Origin of the sequence: Alcanivorax sp. (genome assembly GCF_019431375.1) — a bacterium.
In the GTDB taxonomy this organism is placed as follows: Bacteria; Pseudomonadota; Gammaproteobacteria; order Pseudomonadales; family Alcanivoracaceae; genus Alcanivorax; species Alcanivorax jadensis_A.
Genome location: NZ_CP080267.1, coordinates 266,501 through 285,632 on the forward strand (window position 1 = coordinate 266,501; position 19,132 = coordinate 285,632).

Genomic DNA, 19,132 nt, shown 5'->3' on the forward strand with positions numbered 1-19,132 from the left:
AAGCACTTCTGGAAGTACGTCAGTATACCTTTCATCGCCGGTGCCGTGGGGTGGATCACCAACTGGATGGCCGTCAAAATGACGTTCTATCCGCTGGAATTCATTGGTATTCGGCCTGTTTTCGGCTGGCAGGGGATCATCCCTTCCAAGGTCGAAAAGATGGCAGGTATAGTGGTCGACAAGGCCCTTTCAAAACTGGGCAGTCTGGACGAGTTCTTTCGCGAGATGGAGCCGGAAAAGATATCCGCCCACCTCACCCGCACCATCCAGCTACGTATTGAAGAGTACACCGATGAGGTGATGACCGAGCGCAATGCTGTGCTCTGGGAGAATCTGCCCCTGTTGGTGCGAAAGCGTGTCTACGCCCGCGCACGCCGGGCAATTCCAGCGGTCATGGACAATGTGGTTGATGACATCAGCCGCAATCTGGACAGCCTGGTGGACATGAAGCACATGGTCATCACCCAGATGAGTGAAGACAAAGCGCTCATGGTGCAGATGTTCCAGGAAGTGGGTGATCCTGAATTTCGTTTCATTACCAATTCCGGTTTCTACTTCGGTTTCCTGTTCGGCCTGATTCAGGTGCCAGTGTTCATTTTTGTACCGGAAAACTGGGTGTTGCCGTTCTTTGGGTTTATCGTCGGTATCGCCACTAACTGGCTGGCGCTGAACCTGATTTTTCGACCGCTCAATCCGGTAAAAATCGGCCCTTTCCGCATTCAGGGTCTGTTCCTTAAGCGACAGAAGGATGTGGCCGAATCCTTTGCCCGTCTGGCTACGGATGAAGTGATCACCCTGCGCAATATCATGTACCAGGTGGTCAATGGCCCCCGTGGAGATCGCACCAAGGCACTGATAAAGCGCCATCTCAAGCCGCTGCTCAATGGTGGTGTGGTGCGTACCGCTGCCCAGCTGACGGTGGGGCCGGAAGGTTATGCGGACCTCAAGAAGGCAGTGGAAGATAAAGCGGTGGATCTGGCCGTAGAGCCGTTTGAAGACCAGGGTTTTAATAAGGAACGGGGCCTGATTGTCGAGAAGCTCATGGCTGAACGTATGCAGGCCCTCAGCTCGGAAGAGTTTCAGGACCTCCTGCGGCCAGCTTTCCAGGAAGATGAGTGGATTCTGATCGTGGTGGGCGGCTTCCTCGGTGCTATGGCCGGGGTCGGACAGCTACTGTTCATGTTCGGAGCGGCCTGATGGAAACGCTGCAGATAGATATTGCCACCCTGGGGTGGCTGCTGTTTGCGGCGGCTGGAGCGTCCTCTCTACTGACCCTGATCCTGCAGGGGCTCATTGGCCACTTTTACCTGGGGCCGAAGATTGAACGCAAAGTGGATCGTCGTCTTGAAGAGGGCGCCAACCAGCTGGAAGAACGCCTGAGAAAGCGTATTGTGGATTTGCTTACTGGTCGCTCCCGGGAAGTGATTCGCAACAGCGCCCGGGATCTGGCTCGAGGCATGGGGCTGATCGGCAATCGGCGACCGGATGATGACGACCTGGGTGAATAATTGCCCGCTCTGATGAGAAATTGATCACATAATCTTTGATTGAATAATTGTCAGACAAAGCTGTGCGAACCTGCTTTACTACCCCCCTATAATTCACCCCAAGTGCTGAGGTTGCTGCATGCTGCTTTTCGCTGCACTCGCGCGTGGAATTGCCTTCGGGAGTTTGGATCATGTCCGATAACGAGAATGAGAAAGAAGGGCGGAATGCTAGCCCGTTGAAGGCCCTGAGTGGTGCTTCTAGAGATATTCGCAAGTACACCCACCAGATCTGGCTTGCCGGACTGGGCGCGTTCGCAAGAGCCGAGGAAGAGGGCAGTGGTTTTTTTGATGCCCTGGTTGAAGCCGGCCGTGAAGTGGAGCGCCACACCAAGGACAAGACCGAGTCCCGGGTGGAAGAGATCAAGGAACGGGTTCGCCACCATACCGGCGAAACCATGGAAAAGATGGAAAAAGCCTTTGATGATCGCCTGAACAAGGCGTTGTCCCGTCTGGGACTCCCCAATAAGCGGGAAGTCGAAGAGCTGGAGCAACGTGTTCAGGAGCTGACCAGCGCACTGAGCAAGGCGGAGGAAGATGTAGATGCCTCCTCTGAATCCGGGGCTTCAAAACGCCGCAGCCGCAAGAAGAGCTGAGGCGTCCAAACAGTGTTGTAGCGCACACCGCTAACCCCTTAGTGGTGTCTTTTAACGGGTACCCCCTTGGTACCCGTTTTTTTTATGTCCGCAATAAGCGCACGGGCGATGGCGAAGCGCGTTATTCGGGACCCGTACAGGGTCTGCGTGAGAGCTGTGGCTGTCGGTATTGTGGGAATGAGGTTTGCGCCGCCAGGATGCCGGTGTTGTGCGAGCCTGATTACTCGGAACGAATGTGCCACTCTGTCACCCTTGGTAACGTCCCTGTGCCCCAGTTTTGTTCACAGGCTTCTGTCAATGGGCTTTTTCTGCAATAAAATATGACAAATCCATTAATAGTCCATAAAAAACAGCGTAACCAATTGAAATTAAATAACTTTATTGATTGTTCAAAAAATAGGCATGTCGTCAATAGCCGTGAAAAACCGGTGAGATAGAGCGGTTGTGTACCGGCTATGCACAGGTTTATCCACAGCTTCTGTGGAAAAGAATATTGTGGATGTGGCTAAGTCGATGTGTGGTAAGGATCGATTGCCTGAACGGCCTGTTTCTGACAAGCAGATGGCGTTTTTACACAAGGCTGTTCCAGGGTTGCCGCAATGAGTTGTCATCCAGCTGTCACTTGTGGTGGCCAAAAAAGCATCGCTAAACTGCTGATAATAATAAGATTTGCTATCTGTGTAATTATCCACCATTGAGAGGGGAAAGCCTTTTGCCGGGGCCTGCAGACGGTTCTTCTCAGCTTTTCCACAATTCTATCCACAGGTTTTGTGAGTAACCTCCGACAGTTGTGCAATGCCCCGTTACGAGTTGCTGAAAGTGTCAATCCCTGTCCTGGTGGAAAAACATGCAAACAGCCGGAAGGCCTGACAATAAAGGGATGCAGCGTGTTTTCCTGAGGTCCTGCACAGAGTTGTCCACAGAGCATGGGGATAGTTGTTGGGGTGTGGAAGGATAGTAGCTGCTGTGCGTTTACAGAGGGAGCTGTTCAACGCGGCTGGTTATGGGGAGGTGCTCGTGCTGCGAGATGTCTACCACAGGCAAATTACTCTGCCCGGGCAGCGTAGCGAAGAGAATAATGTGCTTGCACGTGATTCCGCTTCCTCAAGGCCTGGATGAGTTTCCAAATGGCCGCTAGCACCTGCGACTTCCTGGATGCAGGAGGCCGCTGAGCCTAAGTCGAACTGCTGCACCATCAGGCGCCCGATCGGTGCAGGCTCAGTGCACCCTGCGCAATCAGTGGCGATGGTAAGGACATCAAGGGCAGCAGGCAGGGGGATCCCGGGCAAGTCGGCTGGTTCCTTGCCCTGGAGCGGGTCGCTTCCGTTCCCGCTACTCGGCGATGAAGCAAAAAAAAGGGTGCCCGAGGGCACCCTTCTTGTCAGGACAAGCCTGGAATAATCAGAAACGGTGCTCGCCGTTGTCGATGCTTTCCTGGGTTGCCTTGTCCAGCTGCTGATAGCAGTCGGCCTTGGGGAGCAATACGTAGACCGCATTGTCCTGCTGGCTCAGATCATACTTCTGCTCTTTCAGCTTGTTTTTCTGGTGCTTGAAGGTGCCTGTGGTTTCCATGGCCTGCTCGTTGATACGCAGGAACACGGGAATGGCGTAATGGGGCAGCTCGCGCTTCAGATAGGCACACAGCCCCTGGAAGTCGAACTCACTGTGGTGGCAGGTCAGACGAACCTGTGCCATGCCAGCCCGGCCATTGGTATTGGGGATTTCCACTCCATAGACCACGGACTCCTGAATGCCGTCATAGCCATCCAGAATCTGTTCCACTTCGGTGGTGGAGACGTTTTCGCCTTTCCAGCGGAAGGTGTCACCCAGACGATCCACGAATTGCGCGTGGCGGAAGCCGATATCACGCATCATGTCGCCGGTGTTGAACCAGGCATCGCCCTTTTTGAAGACGTCACGGAAGATGGACTTCTCGGTCTTTTCCGGATCGGTGTAGCCGTCGAACGGGGTCTTGTCGGTGATCTCGCCGAGCATCAGGCCGGATTCGCCTTTACCCACCTTGATCATATTGCCGTTACTGTCGCGTACCGGCTCGTCCCGTTCCTTGTCGTATTTGACGATGGCATAACTGACCGGAGAGAAACCCACGGTGTTGTCGAAGTTGAACACATTGGTGAAGGCCACATTGCCCTCTGAGGAGGCATACAGCTCGACCACGCGGTCAATACCGAAACGGTCTTTGAACTCTTTCCAGATGCTCGGGCGCAGGCCGTTGCCAACAATAGTGTGGACCTTGTTGTCCTGGTCGTTGGGCTTTTCCGGTTGCTCGTGCAGGTAGCGACACAGTTCGCCTACATAACCGAACGCGGTACAGCCGTGACGGCGGATATCTTCCCAGAAACCGCTGGCGGAGAACTTGCGTGCCAGTACCAGGGTGCCGGCGGGGGCCAGCACTGACGCCCAGCAGATGACCATGCCAGTTGCGTGGTAGAAAGGCAGGGTGGTGTAAAGGCGGTCGTCCTTGTTCAGACGCACCGCAGAATAGCCGAAGCCACCGTAGGCCTTTTCCCAGCGCCCGTGGTTGAACACAACGGCCTTGGGCAGGCCGGTGGTGCCGGAGGTGTAGATATAGAACAGCGGATCGCGCAGGAAGGTCTGCTTGCTGGAGGCCGGGTTTTCGCTGGAACAGTCCTTGATTTCGCTGGCCAGATTCTTGTAGCTGGCGGGGGCGTCACCCGGGTTTTCCAGGGTGTCCTGGTCGGCGAAGAAGAAGAAGTTGTCTTTCAGATCCAGGTCGCCACGGATCTCTTCCACGGCTTCTACCAATTCCTCGCCAATAATGGCTGCCTTGGGTTTCACCAGATTGAAAGAATGGACCAGTACCTTGCCTCGTTGGGAGGTATTGATCAGCGCAGCACAGACGCCCATTTTGGCGCAGGCAGCGACAGTGACGAGCAGTTCCGGACGGTTCTCAATGTTGACGGCGATAGTGTCGCCTTTCTTCAGGCCGATGGAGGCCAGATAATCTGCCAGCCGGTTGGCCCAGGCATTGAACTGCTTGTAGGTAAGCTCGGTGTCCTCGTAGATCAGTGCGGCACCGTTGGGGTTCATGCCGGTGGCTCGCTCGAGGGCCACACCCAGGCCCAGAGGCTTGGTCGTGTCAGTGATCTTGGCCATCCGCGAGCCCTTGATCAGGCCTGGCAGATTGCTGACCACCTCGGGAACCTTGGACAGAAGCTTGGGCAACGTGATGATGTCGGCGTTGCTCATAGGATCTCCATTAGTCTGTGTTCTTGGAAGGTCCAGGCACAGAACACCACAGGATCAGTCGATACAGGCCAGTAATATTGATCATGGCGTGTAAGCGGTTATCCGAAGGCTGTTCAGCCGGGAACCCAGTATTGGCAAGCGGGCGCTTACCTTAACCGTAGCACCAGGGCAGGGCAAGAGCCCTGCCCGGTGGCAGTGCCTGGACAGATTGCGGCGGTCCGTTTTGGCCCTATCTGCCCGATGCAAAGTATTGAATCACAGTGGAGTGTCCCTCTCCGTTTGAAAAATGTCATTGATGGATTATGACTTTGAGTCCTCAGCCTTGATGCTGACCAGCAGCTGTTGGCGTTTCACCTGGCTGCCGACGGCGAGATCCGCGGATTCCACGGTGCCATCGCAGTCGGCCTTGAGGCTGTGTTCCATCTTCATGGCTTCCATGATCACCAGCACCTGGCCCCGTTTTACCGGGTCTCCGGCTTTCGCGCAGACTTCGATCACAGCCCCGTCCATGGGCGCGCGGATCTGGCCGGAGCCGGCCTGGTCGCTGCTGCCTGCTGCACTGTGGGTAGCATCCTCGAAACAGACGCTGTGGCCTTGGCATTGGAGCCAACTTTGCTTGCCATCCTGGTACATCCGGTAGCTTTGGCGAATGCCGTCGATACTGGCCAGGCCTGGGCCGAGAGGTGCGATACGGTGGTTATCCTCGCCGACGAGCAGTTCGGCATGGTTATCCTGATAGCGGATATACACGGTCTGCTCGTGTTCGCCACAGCGGAGCTGGACTGGTTGGGCTCCCAAGGTGCTGGAGTGCCAGCCGCGCAGCTCGGCTGTTGGTGTTTCCACCTCACAGCGGAGCAGGGCGGCCAGAGCCCACAGCTGGCTGGGCGGGGTCTCGCCGGCCATGCTGGCGTCGTCGGCAAAGTCCTGACCGATAAAGGCCGTGGTGGCTTCGCCCCCGGCAAATACCGGATGGCGCAGGATGGCGGCCAGGAAGGCCCGGTTGTCACGGACCCCCATCAGCACGGTGTCTTCCACAGCGCGGATCAGGCGCCGCCGGGCGTCTTCGCGGCTGTCGCCCACGGCAATGATCTTGGCCAGCATGGGGTCATAGTGACTGCCTACCTCATAGCCCTCCACCAGTCCGTGGTCGATGCGTACGCCATCGCCGCTGGCCGGCTGCCAGCACAGTACCGGGCCGGTCTGCGGCATGTAGTTCTGGGCCGGATCTTCCGCGTACAGGCGCACTTCCATGGCATGGCCGGTGAGCGTGACTTGCTCCTGGCTCAGTGGCAGGGGTTCACCCCGGGCGACCTTGATCTGCCAGGCCACCAGGTCCAGGCCGGTGACCAGTTCGGTAACCGGATGCTCCACCTGCAGGCGGGTGTTCATTTCCAGGAAGAAGAAATCCCCCTCCGGCGCCAGCAGGAATTCCACCGTGCCAGCCCCAACATAGTTGCAGGCCTTGGCCGCATTGACCGCCGCTTCGCCCATCTGTTGGCGCAGGGCCTCGTTCACGGCCGGGGAGGGGGCTTCTTCCACTACCTTCTGGTGGCGGCGCTGTACCGAACAGTCGCGTTCACCCAGGTGGATCACATTGCCGTGGCGGTCGCCGAACACCTGGATTTCCACATGGCGTGGCTGCATCACGGCGCGCTCCAGGATCAGCTCGTCGCTGCCGAAGGCACTTTTGGCTTCCTGGCGGGCGCTTTTCAGCTGGGCGGGAATCTCGCTGGCATCGGTGACCACGCGCATGCCGCGGCCGCCACCACCGGCACTCGCCTTGATCATCAGCGGCAGGCCGATGCGTTCTGCTTCCTTAAGCAGAGTGGCGTCGCTCTGGTCTTCGCCTTCGTAGCCGGGAATGCAGGGCACGCCGGCTTCGATCATGGCGATCTTGGACAGGCGCTTGGAGCCCATCAGGTGAATGGCATCTTCATCGGGGCCGATAAAGGTGATGCCGGCATCCTTGCAGGCCTTGGAAAACCCGGCATTTTCCGACAGGAAGCCATAGCCCGGGTGCACTGCGTCGGCGCCAGTCTTGCGACAGGCATCCAGCAGGGCATCCACGTTCAGGTAGGAGGCGCTGGCCAGTGCCGGGCCTACACAGACGGCTTCGTCAGCCAGTTGCACGTGACGGGCACCGGCATCCGGTTCGGAGTAGACCGCCACGGTCCGGTAGCCCAGGGACTGGGCGGTGGCGATGACCCGGCAAGCAATCTCGCCACGGTTGGCAATCAGGATTTTTTCAAAGCTCATTGTGGTTCCTTGGTTGAGTTGCAAGTTTCAAGTTGAAAGTTGCAACGCGAATAAGGTGCGCTGCCACACGATCTGGTCTTGAGCCGCGCCGCAATGGTTGTGCGCGGCTAAGACGATGTTGTCTTTCTCTAATCTTGGGCGCGCTTTGCAACTTGAAACTTGCCTCTTGCAACTCTTTTATTGATTCCATTTCGCCGGGCGTTTTTGTACGAACGCCATGGTGCCTTCCTGGCCTTCTTCGCTGTTCACGGCGGCGGCGAAATCCTTTGCCGCCTGGTCCAGCAGGGCCTCCATGGGTTCATGGCCCACGTTCAGCACCAGTTGTTTGGTCACCCGGTTGGCATGGGGCGCGCATTTGCGAACCGCTTTCAGGGTGTCTTCCAGCAGGGCGTCCAGGCTGTCCGCATCGGCGGCCACTTCATGGACGATACCCAGCCGCCGGGCTTCTTCGCCCTGGAAGCGGACGCCGGTGAGGGCCAGCCGCCGGGCCTGGGTCAGGCCGATGCGCTCCACCACAAAGGGGGCGATCTGGGCGGGAATCACGCCCAGGCCGGTTTCCGGCAGGCCGAAAGTGGCGCCGGTGTGGGCAAGCGCCACATCGGAAATGCAGGCCAGACCAAAGCCGCCCCCCAAGACAGCACCCTCCAGCACGGTAATCAGCACCTGGGGCTGGTGGTTGGCGGCGGTGATCATTTCCCCGAAACGGCGATTGAGTTTCTGGAAGGCGTCACTGTCGCCGCTGGCGGCCTGCTGGCGGGCACCGGCCATATCCTTGATGTCGCCGCCGGCACAGAAGTGACCACCGGCACCGCGCAGTACGATGGCGCGGACATCGGCATCATCCTTCACCGCTTCGAACACGGCCATCAGCTCGTTGACCATGGTCAGGCTCATGGCGTTACGGCTGTCGGGGCGGTTCAGGGTGATGTGCAGAACCGGGCCGTCCTGGTTCAGCGTTATCGTTTCGGTTTGTGGTAGCGTCATGACTTTTCTCGCTTGAATGACCAGTCGCAAGTTTCAAGTTGAAAGTTGCAACGCGAATAAGATGCGCGTGCCACACGATCTAGGCTTTAGCCGCGCCGCAATGGTTGTGCGCGGGCAAGACGATGCAGTTTTCTTTAGCCTTGTCCGCGCTTTGCAACTTGAAACTTGTTTCTTGCAACTCTTATCGTTTCTTGCCCGGCAGGATGTCCATGGTCTTGCAGATAATGCCCAGCATGATTTCGTCGGCGCCACCACCGATGGAGCCGAGGCGACCATCCCGGTAAAGCTGACCAGCCGGGTTGTCCCACATGAAACCGTTGCCGCCCCAGTACTGCAGGCAGCTGTCAGCCACTTCCCGGCTGAGGCGGCCCACTTTCAGCTTGGCCATGGAGGCCAGTTGCAGCACATCCTTGCCGTTGATGTACATCTCGCAGGCCCGGTAGGTGAGGGCGCGCAGGGATTCCACTTCGGTCTGCAGTTCGGCCAGGCGGAAGTGCACGGTCTGGTTGTCGATCAACGGCATGCCGAATACTTGGCGGTCCTTGGCATAGGCAATGGTCTCGTCGATCACATGCTGCATGCCCATCAGGCTGTTGGCGGCGGCGAACAGACGTTCCTCCTGGAACTGGATCATCTGCATCATGAAGCCCATGCCTTCCTGGCCGATCAGGTTGCGCTGGGGAACACGTACGTTGTCGAAGAACACCTGGGCGGTTTCCGAGGAGCGCATGCCCAGCTTGTGCAGGGGCTTGTCCACGGTGATGCCGCCGGCATCCTTGGGCACGATGATCAGTGACTTGTTCATGTGCGGTTTGCCCTCGGACGTCTGGGCAAGCAGGCAGAACCAGTCGGCGCTGGGTGAGTTGGTGATCCACATCTTGGTGCCGTTGATCACGTAGTCGTCGCCGTCCTTGGTGGCGGTGGTCTTGATGGCAGCCACATCGGAACCGGCATGGGGCTCGGACACGGCGATGGAGGCCACCATGTCACCGGCAATGGCCGGGGCCAAGTAATTCTGGCGCAGCTCGTCGGAGCCGAAACGGGCCAGGGCCGGGGTGGCCATATCGGTCTGTACCCCGGTGGAGAGGGGGACGCCGCCGCAGTGGGTGCGGCCCATTTCCTCGGCCATGACCATGCCGTAGGAATAGTCCAGACCCATGCCGCCGAACTCTGCCGGCTTGGTGACCCCGAGCAGGCCCAGATCGCCCATCTTCTTGAACACCTCATGGATGGGGAAGCGACCGGCTTCTTCCCATTCTTTGACGTGGGGGTTCAGTTCTTTCTCGACAAAGTTGCGGACTGTGCGGCGCAGTTCTTCGTGTTCTTGAGTGAAAAGCATGGGAGCTCCCTGTCTTGTTCGATTGTTTGTTGAGTCGCAAGTTTCAAGTTGAAAGTTGCAACGCGGAGCAGCGTGGTGCGGCCCCTTACTGTTTTGACTCCGCGCAAGGACGCGGGCATGGCATTGATGTTTGGCAAGGCATTTCTCGCGCCTTGAAACTTGTCTCTTGCAACTTGTAACTGCGTTAAAGCCTTGCCACCCCAAACGCATTCGGGTGCAGCTCGCGGTGTTGGGCATCGGCGCAAATGTCCAGTGCATAGGCCACCACACGGCGTGTGTCGCGGGGGTCAATGATGCCGTCGTCCCACAGCCGGGCCGTGCCGTAGAGGGCGGTGGACTGGCTGTCGAGTTTCTGGGCGGTGGTCTGCTGAAGCATGTCGAGTACCTTCTCGTCAGGCTCAATGCCGTTGGCGCGCTGCTTGGCCTCGGCCACGATGCGCAGCACCATGCCGGCCTGCTGGCCACCCATTACGGCGACCTTGGAGTTGGGCCAGGCAAAGATGAAGCGCGGGTCCAGGCCGCGGCCGCACATGGCATAGTTGCCGGCACCGTAGGAGCCACCGACCACGATGGAAATCTTCGGCACTCGAGCGTTGGCCACGGCCTGCAGCATTTTCGAGCCGTGCTTGATGACACCGTTCTGTTCCGCATCGGTCCCCACCATGAAGCCGGTGGTGTTGTGAAGGAACAGTAGAGGGCGGCGTGTCTGGTCGCAGAGCTGGATGAACTGGGCGGCTTTGGCGGCGCCACGGGGGGTGATCGGACCATTGTTGCCGATGATGCCCACGGGCTTGCCTTCGATGGTGCTCCAGCCGCACACGGTGGCGCTGTCCCAGTCGTTCTTGAAATCCAGGAAGTCGGAGCCGTCGGCGATGCGGGCGATGATCTCGCGCACATCGTAGGGTTTCTTGGCGTCGGCGGGCACCACGCCGAGCAGTTCTTCGGCGTCATAGCGGGGGGGCTCAAAGTCGTCGCTATCCGGTGCGGCCCGGCGCCAGCCCAGCAGCTTGACCAGGTCCCGGGCCTGACGGATGCCGTCGGCGTCGTTTTCTGCCAGGTATTCGGCGGTGCCAGCGGTGCCGCTGTGCATTTCCGCGCCACCCAGTTCTTCATCGGTGGCGATTTCGCCGGTGGCGGCCTTCAGCAGCGGTGGGCCGGCCAGGAACATCTTGGCGCGCTCACGCACGACCACCACATAGTCGGACAGGCCCGGCTGATAGGCGCCACCGGCGGTGGCGTTGCCATGCACCACGGTGATCTGCGGGATGCCGGCGGCGGACAGGCGTGCCTGATTGGCAAAGGTGCGGGCGCCGTCCACGAACACTTCTGCCGCATAGTTCAAGTTGGCGCCGCCGGACTCCACCAGGCTGACCACGGGCAGCTTGTTCTCCATGGCGATGCGTTGCAGGCGCAGGGTCTTGTGCAGGCCGGAGGGGGAGATGGTGCCGCCCTTGATGGCGGAATTGGAGGCGGTCACCAGGCAACGGACACCGGACACATAGCCGATGCCGGCAATGGTGCTGCCGCCGGCTTCGGTGCCGTCCTTGTCGTCGTGCATCTTGTAGCCGGCCAGGTTCATCAGGCTCAGGAACGGCGAGCCGGTGTCCAGCAGCCGGGAAATACGCTCGTGGGGCAGCAGCTGGCCGCGTTTCTCGAACTTGGCGCGTTTGCCTTCGGCGGTATCCACCACGGCTTGCTCAATGGCGCGGAATTCTTCCACTGCCGCCAGCAGGGCCTCGCGGTTCTGCCGGTATTCCTCGCTGTTCGGGTCCAGTGCGGATTCAATGACTGACATTACAGGTCCTTGAAGACATCGGGGGTGGTGGCACGGTGGAAGCCGTCAAACGGCTCGCTCTTGTCGTGGTCGGGCAGTGGGAAGATCGCCACGTTGCCCTGGCTGGCAGCGCCGTCGATGCGCAGGGTGTCGCCACTGATAAAGGCGGCGGCATCGCTGAGCAGGAAGCAGATGGCCCCGGATACTTCGGATTCGTTGCCCATGCGCTTGAGCGGTACGGCGGCACGCAGGGTTTTCAGGGTCTGCTTGAAGCCTTCCGGATAGGTGTCCATGCCGCTGGACATGATCCAGCCCGGTGCCACGGCGTTGACGCGAACCCCGCAGCTGCCCCATTCGTAGGCGGCGGTCTGGGTGAAGTTGACCATGCCGGCCCGGGCGGCGCCGGAGTGACCCATGCCGGGCATGCCGCCCCACATGTCGGCGACAATGTTGACGATGGCGCCGCCATTACGGTTCATGCCCTGGGTGAACACTTCCCGGGCCATCAGAAAGCCGCCGGTGAGGTTGGTGCGCACCACGGTTTCCCAGCCTTTCTGGCTGATCAGCGCCAGTGGCGAGGGGAATTGGCCGCCGGCGTTATTGACCAGGCCGTGAACCACCTCGACGGCCTTGTAGATCTCGGCAACGGTGGCCTTGACCACTTCTTCGTCACGGATGTCGCAGGCGAAGCCGATGGCCTGGCCGCCGTCTTCCTCGATTTCCGCCGCCACGGCATCCAGTTTTTCCTGCTTGCGACCAACCAGCACCACACGGGCACCCAGGGAAGCCAGTTCATGGGCGGTGCAGCGACCGATGCCGGAACCGCCGCCGGTGACGATGATGTTCTGGCCGGCAAACAGCTCGGGCTTGAAAACGGAACGGTATGACATGGGATTCCCTTATCTAATTGGTTTAAAGCGTCGGACGTCCGACGTCCGACGCTAAAATCAAAATCATGCACCAACTTCGTCAGCGATGGCCTGGCTGACGAGGATGGGCATATCCAGCAACTGCTGCGCAAACGCCTTACCCTGCGGATCTATGCGAAGAGAGGCGATGCCGCCACCGCCCAGGGCATTTTTCAGCAGGAAGTTGTAGGCATTCATGCCCGGCATTGACCATCGGCTGACGCTGCCGGTGTCCGGGTCGAGTACGTGCTGCATATACAGGGCCACGGCGTCTTCCGTGAGGGCTGTATTGATGTAGGGCAGGTATTCCGGCTGGCGGGCGATGACGCCGATATTGGCATGGTTGCCCTTGTCGCCGCTGCGAGCCCAGGCCAGCTTGATCAGTGGCACGGCGACTTCGCCGGTAGCGGTATCGCCACGGCTGTCATCTGGCAGAGCGTCGGGGTTAAAGGCGCTTCCGGCAGGAATGTTCACCGGTATGGTGTTGCCGTCCAGGTCCACAGTCACTGGAATCGTGTTCTTGCTGACCAGGGTGGAGAACAGTCGAATGCGCGGGAACGGCTTGGGGCGTCCGCCTACCAGGCCGGACAGTCCCGGAGCCATGCCGGTGGCGGCCTGGGCTATTTCTCTGGCAAACAAACCCAGGGCTTTCTTGTCATCGTGCAGCGCGCCGATCTTGACCACCACTTCGCGGGTGTCGCTGCGGCGGGCCTGGGCCCCATAGGTGGCTTCGCTGCCGAGGATTTCCACGCTGGTCTCGCGCATGGGGGCCATGCCCAGTTGCTTGAACAGGCCGTCCACCTTTTTCAGGATGGCGTCGGCTACCACCTGGCCTTTCTGCGGGGCGTCGATGCCGCCCATCAGGAAGGAGGCGGTGATACGGTTGCCGTCCGGGTAGGTGGCGGAGACTTTATAGCTGTCGGTGGGCGGCAGGCCTTTGGCTCCGCTGACACTGACCCGGTTGTCGCCCACCTGTTCCAGCTGAACCCGGGTAAAGTCGCAGACTACATCGGGCAGCATGTAGGCACGGGGATCGCCGATTTCATAGACGATCTGTTCGCCAACGGTGGCGGTGGTCACCAGGCCGCCGGTGTTGTCCGGCTTGGTAATGATGAAGTGGCCGTCGTCAAAGCATTCGGCAATGGGGAAGCCCATGTTGTGGAAGTCAGGCACATCACGCCAGTCGGTGAAGTTGCCGCCGGTGCACTGGGCGCCGCACTCGATTACATGGCCGGCGAGGGAGCCCTGAGCCAGTTTGTCGTAGTCGTCTTCAGCCCAGCCGAATTCATGCATGAGAGGGCCCAGTACTACGGCGGAATCTGCGATGCGGCCGGTGAGCACGATATCGGCGCCAGCATCCAGGGCCGCCTTGATGGGCAGGGCGCCCAGGTAGGCATTCATGGTGACTGTCATGGGGGGCAGGGGAGCGCCGGTATCCATTTCCGTCACATCGGCAAAGTCGTTGCGGCGCGGGTTCAGGTCGTCGCCTTCTACCAGAGCGATTTTCATTTCGATCCCGGCGGCCTCGAACACCTTTTCCAGGGCCTCGCGACAGGCGCGGGGGTTTACCCCACCGGCATTACTGACCACCTTGATGTTCTTTGCTTTGATGTCCTTGGCCAGCGGTGCCATGACATTATTGACGAAGTCGTGGGCGTAACCGGCGCTGGGGTCCTTCATGCGGGCCCCGGCCATGATCGACAGGGTGACCTCGGCCAGATAGTCGAACACCAGATAATCGATCTCGGCCTGCTTGACCAACTGGAAAGCGGCGCTGTTGGTGTCGCCCCAAAATCCGGCGGCACAGCCGATGCGAACGGGCTCGGTCATGGTGGCTCCATTTGCGTGTATAAGCGTGGTCTCGTAAGCTACCAAGCAAGCGCTTGGTTTGGCAAGAGTCAGTTTCAAGCTGCAGGCAAAAAGCCTGTACAGGCTAATGGAAGGCTGCGCACTCCCTGGCTTGCAGCTTGCAGCCCGGAATCGGGATAATGCGGGGATACAAAAAAGAGGATACCAATGGCTGAGTCACTGGCAATTAATGGAATCGATGATTCTCCCCGCGGGCGTTTGCTCAGCGCGGCTGCCCACCTGTTTCGGGATAAGGGCTTTGATCGCACCACGGTGCGGGATATCGCTGCTTCCGTGGGTATCCAGAGCGGCTCTATCTTCCATCATTTCAAGAGCAAGGAAGATATTCTCTACGCGGTGATGGAAGAGGTGATCCAGTTCAATACGGATCGCCTGCGTCGGGCCGTGGCGGCAGAAAGCTCGCCGCAAGGGCAGTTGCGGGCCTTGGTGCGGGCGGAGTTGCAATCCATTGTTGGCGATACCGCCGAGGCCATGACCGTGCTGGTGACAGAGTGGCGGTGCCTGAGTGAAGACAAACAGCGCAAGGCGCTGGAGTTGCGCGCCATTTATGAGCAACTCTGGCTGGATGCACTCAATGCCCTGCATGAGCAAGGGGTTTTTCGGGATGACCCTTTCATTATCCGCCGTCTGCTTACCGGCATGACGGGTTGGGCGCCCAACTGGTTCGACCGGGCTGGTTCCCTGACGCTGGATGATCTGGCTGACATTATCGTGCGTCGTGTGGTGGGTGAGGCATGATCGGCAATGCCATCAGCTGGGGTCAGAGTGGCTACTCCATCATCGAGGAAGGTGAGCTGAACCGGCAGACCTGGGCGCTGGATGTGCACCATTATCTGATTGCCAAACCGAACGGACAGCCGGTGCCGGGGAAATTTACCCTGGAGGAGGCCAAGGCGCATATTGAGGCGCTGGAGGCGGAATAGAGTTGCAAGTTCAAAGTTGCAAGGCGCGGGTTGGGCTTTTCCGTTTTGAGGGGCCGTGCTCGCGTCCCCGTGCCCTTACGGCGCGGCTCGTAAGCCCTGGGATTGGCTCTTATTCATGCTCGCGCTTTGCTCCTTGAAACTTGTAACTTGCTCCCGATCCCCTCTGTTCTGCCCAAGATTTAGCCGTTCCGCCCATTTTCTAGGCAAACGGACCTTTTTCTGAAAAAAAGCCGTTGACACCCCGGGCGCAATCCCTAAAATGGCGCCCACTTCGCAACGCGATGCGGGTGGTTAGCTCAGCTGGGAGAGCATCTGCCTTACAAGCAGAGGGTCGGCGGTTCGATCCCGTCACCACCCACCAAGTTTTAAGAGTGAAGAGTTCCGAAAGGAAAAGTGGAGCGGTAGTTCAGTTGGTTAGAATACCGGCCTGTCACGCCGGGGGTCGCGGGTTCGAGTCCCGTCCGCTCCGCCACTATTCAGCATTAAAGGCTCCCATTGATGGGGGCCTTTTTTGTTTCTGTTTCCCCGTCATCCTTTGTTGGGCGCCTGATGTATTGTGTCTCGTTGTGCCTTGCTCAGTTTTATTGCATTTGGCGTCTAGCATCGGGCGTGAAGCGTTCTATTTCATGAACTTGTCACCTAAACCTTGTCTAATTTCAGGTCCAAAACACTGAAAAGACAAGGAGGACAAGCAAATGGAAGACTATCTGGAAGAGCGACTGGAAGAGAAACAGCTGCTGGAATGCCTGGAAGAGTGGCAGGAAGAAGACAGCTGGGTGGACGACGGAGAGGAGCTCTGATTCCTCTCCGTATCACCCCCTCTTCGGTTTGCCTGCCCCATCCCTATTCGTTAAGCCTTCGCGGTTGATCCCCCCTCTTTAATACATATTATTCCGGCAACGTGATGCCGTTATTGGTCTTCGTCAGGTGCTTTGCGGCATAGTGATGGGCGCATTCTCGTATGCTTTTTTTTTACTGCCATTCAGGTCACACTCTTTTATTAGGGGCTGACTATAATTGGCAGCACCCTGACTTCGCCGTCGCTACTGTGTTTTCTGGATTTTGCAGAGAGTGATGTTGTGGCGAGTCAGTGGTCAACTACAATAATTCTCAAGGGAAGGAAGGACACATGCCTCTATCCTCCGTGACGTCCGAAGCGATTCTGTTTTTTGATCATCGGGGCATTACCAAAAGCATGCTGTACGCGGATTTTGAGGCGATCCTGGATGGCATGGTGGGTGTCCCTGAATTTGCCGACAAGGAAGTCCGTGGCGCCTACTGTCTGGTCAATGGCCAGTTGCGGGTTCGCTCGCTAGTCCTTTTTACCATCGATTTTGACGAAGACGGCATGGCCGACACCACCTGGAATGTACCGCTGCGCCATCTTGCGGAGCATGCGGGGCAGGGGCCGGATATGGGGGCCGGGCCGATCCGCCTGGCCTGCCGCAGCCAGTGTCCGGTGGCCTGGCACCAGGATCAGATGTGGGATCCGGGTATGAAGCCCGGAGCCAACGACTTTATCGCCATTCGCGACACCATTCGTGAGCGTGGTCCTAAATTGGGCCTGGAGATTGATGACGAGCTGGATTCCAGCCCGGCCGCCGCGCCGCCAGTCATCGGTGCAGAAGCCAAGGCTCCCACCATTGCCCCTGAAGACAGTCAGAACAAGAAAGAGGCTGATGAGGAGAGGGTTCGGCTTGCTCGTATCATCAAGGAGCTGCGTTTGCGGGTACAGACGCTTGAGAACTCCCAGTCCGAAGAGGTGGGCAAACTCCGTTACGCTGCTCAGCAGAAAGAAGAAATCCTCAATGCCCAACTGGAAAAGGTGCTGGGGCAGTTTAAATCGCTTAAATCCCAGAATGTGGCCCTTCGTGAGCAGAACGATTCTCTCAAGGCCCAGGTCCTGTCACTGTCTCAGAGTCTGGAAGAGCAGAGCCATCAAAGTAAGACCCAGGGCAGCGAACTGGAGGTGCTGACCGAACAGTACAAGCTGGCCCTGGAGCAGCGTATCGAGGAGGAGCGGGCGAAGCTATCCGAGCAGATTCATGCCAAGGAAATGGACGTGCTGACCCGCGATGATTTGATCAGTCAGCTCAAGGAAGAGCTGGGTGAGCTCAAGCGCAATCGGGTTAAAGAGGCCAACACCGGTGCACAGAAGGTGCTTGAGAAACTGGAAAATCTGGGTCTCAGCTTTATCGCCTTTCATCCCGGCGCGGGGCATATCTCAATTTCCGCTGACCAGATTGGCAACTATATGGAAAACCCGGTGGCATTCGCGGCGCGTAAGTGTCTGGTGACTGAAGACCATTACCGGGCCTGGCTGGCGCATTACGAAAACCCTGTATGCCAGGTGCCAATAGGCTCTGAGCAGCAGGCCTGTGGCAAACGTGTGATCCGGGTGGAAGTGCCTAACCAGTTCAAGCCAGGGGTATCGGATTGCAATGCCAACCGTTGCCCGAACTGTCGCAACGACTCCGCCATCGATAACGTTTTGCGTTTTCGCTGAAGCCGGAATGTGAGTCAGTGCCATTTTCCTGAAAAATGGTAGGTTTTTTGCATTGTCTACGCTGAAAGTATGATGTTGTTGTCACAATAAGAACACCGGGAGCGGCAGTTATGGCACAGGAATCCATTGATAAAAGCCTTTTGCAGACCTTTGTGCCAGTGAATGCGCTGTCTGGAGACCAGCTGGACTGGCTCCTGGATCAGCAGGAGGTGTGCCGTTATTCGTCAGGAGATGCCCTTTTTTCGCTTGGTGACAAGGACAACACCACCATCTATCTGCTCAGCGGTAAGGTAGAGCTTACCGATGAAGCTGGCAAAACCCGTACTGTCAGTGCCGGAGATACCGCATCCTGGCATCCGCTGGAGCATGCCCAGCCGCGCCGGAGTACGGCGAGGGCGCTGACCGAGGTCAGTGTGGTCCGGTTTGACAGTTTTCGGCTGGATACCATTCTTTCCTGGGATCAGTCAGCGGGTTACGTGATCCTCGACATCAACGCCAATTCCGCTTACCAGAATGATCGTGAGTGGATGATTCGGTTGCTCAAATCCAAGTTGTTTCACCGGGTCCCGCCCACCAATATTCTGGAAATCTTCCGTCGCCTGAAAGCCCATCGTCACAAGCAGGGGGAAGTGATCATTCGTCAGGGGGAGGCAGCAGATTGCTGTTATATCCTCAAAGAGGGTGTCTGTGAGGTGGCCATCAGCATGGGGGATAGTGCACCGACCCCCGTCGCCATGCTGGAAGAAGGGCAGTGGTTCGGCGAAGAGGCGCTGCTTTCCGGCAAGCCCCGTAATGCCACTGTGTCCATGGCTACCGATGGGGTGTTGATGAAGCTGGAGCGCCAGGACTTTGATGCCCTGCTGCGCGAGCCGATCATCAACACCATGCCCGCTGAGGATGTACTGGACGCGGCAGAAAAGGGCGCCTGGTGGCTGGATGTGCGCACCAGCGATGAATTCGACCAGGAGCACCTGGTGGGTGCTACCAATATGCCGCTGAACGTGTTGCGTCTGAAATCCCGCCTGCTGGACCCGAGCAAGACCTACATTGCCTATTGTGATACAGGTCGACGTAGCGCCACGGCGGCTTTTCTGTTAAAAAACGCCGGCTTGGACGTAATCGTTCTGGATGGCGGCCTGAATGCCAATGCTGCTAACCTGAGCGAGTACCTGACACAGGGGTAATTGCTCACCGGATGGCGG

Annotated in this window: 14 protein-coding genes and 2 tRNA genes; 9 read left to right on the plus strand and 7 right to left on the minus strand. The window is 58.4% G+C overall.

Annotated features, from left to right (window positions below):
• The first annotated feature begins 66 nt into the window (after positions 1-66).
• The 3 genes from KZ772_RS01175 to KZ772_RS01185 all read left to right on the plus strand — a co-directional run bounded on the left by KZ772_RS01175 (position 67) and on the right by KZ772_RS01185 (position 2,140).
• Positions 67-1,197 carry a hypothetical protein gene (locus KZ772_RS01175; RefSeq protein WP_290538081.1) on the plus strand — a complete coding sequence of 377 codons (1,131 nt, stop codon included), beginning with the start codon at positions 67-69 and terminating at the stop codon, positions 1,195-1,197.
• Positions 1,197-1,508 carry a hypothetical protein gene (locus tag KZ772_RS01180; RefSeq protein ID WP_290509063.1) on the plus strand — a complete coding sequence of 104 codons (312 nt, stop codon included), beginning with the start codon at positions 1,197-1,199 and terminating at the stop codon, positions 1,506-1,508. Before KZ772_RS01175 ends, KZ772_RS01180 begins: the two co-directional genes overlap by 1 nt.
• A gap of 170 nt (positions 1,509-1,678) precedes the next feature.
• Entirely contained in the window at positions 1,679-2,140 is a 462-nt protein-coding gene (locus tag KZ772_RS01185) for a phasin family protein (protein ID WP_290509064.1), read from the plus strand.
• Between the two features lie 1,401 nt (positions 2,141-3,541).
• Here KZ772_RS01185 and KZ772_RS01190 read toward each other — a convergent pair.
• From KZ772_RS01190 to KZ772_RS01220, 7 genes are all read right to left on the minus strand, one after another.
• Positions 3,542-5,371 carry a long-chain-acyl-CoA synthetase gene (locus tag KZ772_RS01190; RefSeq protein ID WP_290538082.1) on the minus strand — a complete coding sequence of 610 codons (1,830 nt, stop codon included), beginning with the start codon at positions 5,369-5,371 and terminating at the stop codon, positions 3,542-3,544.
• A gap of 300 nt (positions 5,372-5,671) precedes the next feature.
• A complete protein-coding gene (locus KZ772_RS01195; protein WP_290538083.1) occupies positions 5,672-7,627 on the minus strand; it encodes an acetyl/propionyl/methylcrotonyl-CoA carboxylase subunit alpha in 1,956 nt (651 codons plus the stop codon).
• Positions 7,628-7,804: 177 nt separating this feature from the next.
• Complete coding sequence (locus KZ772_RS01200; RefSeq protein WP_290538084.1) at positions 7,805-8,611, minus strand: enoyl-CoA hydratase-related protein; 807 nt, start codon at positions 8,609-8,611, stop codon at positions 7,805-7,807.
• Between the two features lie 181 nt (positions 8,612-8,792).
• On the minus strand, positions 8,793-9,950 hold the full coding sequence (locus KZ772_RS01205; protein WP_290508820.1) for an acyl-CoA dehydrogenase family protein: 1,158 nt from the start codon (positions 9,948-9,950) through the stop codon (positions 8,793-8,795).
• A 184-nt stretch (positions 9,951-10,134) separates the two neighbouring features.
• Positions 10,135-11,745, minus strand: a complete 1,611-nt coding sequence (locus tag KZ772_RS01210; protein ID WP_290538085.1) for an acyl-CoA carboxylase subunit beta — start codon at positions 11,743-11,745, stop codon at positions 10,135-10,137.
• Positions 11,745-12,614: an SDR family oxidoreductase gene (locus KZ772_RS01215; protein ID WP_290538086.1), complete on the minus strand. Its 870-nt coding sequence runs from the start codon at positions 12,612-12,614 to the stop codon at positions 11,745-11,747. The genes KZ772_RS01210 and KZ772_RS01215 overlap by 1 nt, the downstream gene beginning before the upstream one ends.
• Positions 12,615-12,677: 63 nt before the next feature.
• On the minus strand, positions 12,678-14,462 hold the full coding sequence (locus KZ772_RS01220) for an acyclic terpene utilization AtuA family protein (protein ID WP_290538087.1): 1,785 nt from the start codon (positions 14,460-14,462) through the stop codon (positions 12,678-12,680).
• Positions 14,463-14,648: 186 nt separating this feature from the next.
• Between KZ772_RS01220 and KZ772_RS01225 the strand changes: the two genes are divergently transcribed.
• The 6 genes from KZ772_RS01225 to KZ772_RS01250 all read left to right on the plus strand — a co-directional run bounded on the left by KZ772_RS01225 (position 14,649) and on the right by KZ772_RS01250 (position 19,114).
• Positions 14,649-15,239 (plus strand): TetR/AcrR family transcriptional regulator, encoded by a 591-nt coding sequence (locus KZ772_RS01225; RefSeq protein WP_290508961.1) that lies wholly within the window; start codon positions 14,649-14,651, stop codon positions 15,237-15,239.
• Positions 15,236-15,424 carry a hypothetical protein gene (locus tag KZ772_RS01230; protein ID WP_290508962.1) on the plus strand — a complete coding sequence of 63 codons (189 nt, stop codon included), beginning with the start codon at positions 15,236-15,238 and terminating at the stop codon, positions 15,422-15,424. The genes KZ772_RS01225 and KZ772_RS01230 overlap by 4 nt, the downstream gene beginning before the upstream one ends.
• A 285-nt stretch (positions 15,425-15,709) precedes the next feature.
• Positions 15,710-15,785 (plus strand) — tRNA-Val (locus tag KZ772_RS01235).
• 34 nt (positions 15,786-15,819) lie between these two features.
• Positions 15,820-15,896 (plus strand) — tRNA-Asp (locus KZ772_RS01240).
• A gap of 657 nt (positions 15,897-16,553) precedes the next feature.
• Complete coding sequence (locus KZ772_RS01245) at positions 16,554-17,930, plus strand: hypothetical protein (protein WP_290509568.1); 1,377 nt, start codon at positions 16,554-16,556, stop codon at positions 17,928-17,930.
• Positions 17,931-18,040: 110 nt separating this feature from the next.
• Positions 18,041-19,114 carry a cyclic nucleotide-binding domain-containing protein gene (locus KZ772_RS01250; protein WP_290509569.1) on the plus strand — a complete coding sequence of 358 codons (1,074 nt, stop codon included), beginning with the start codon at positions 18,041-18,043 and terminating at the stop codon, positions 19,112-19,114.
• Positions 19,115-19,132 lie beyond the last annotated feature (18 nt).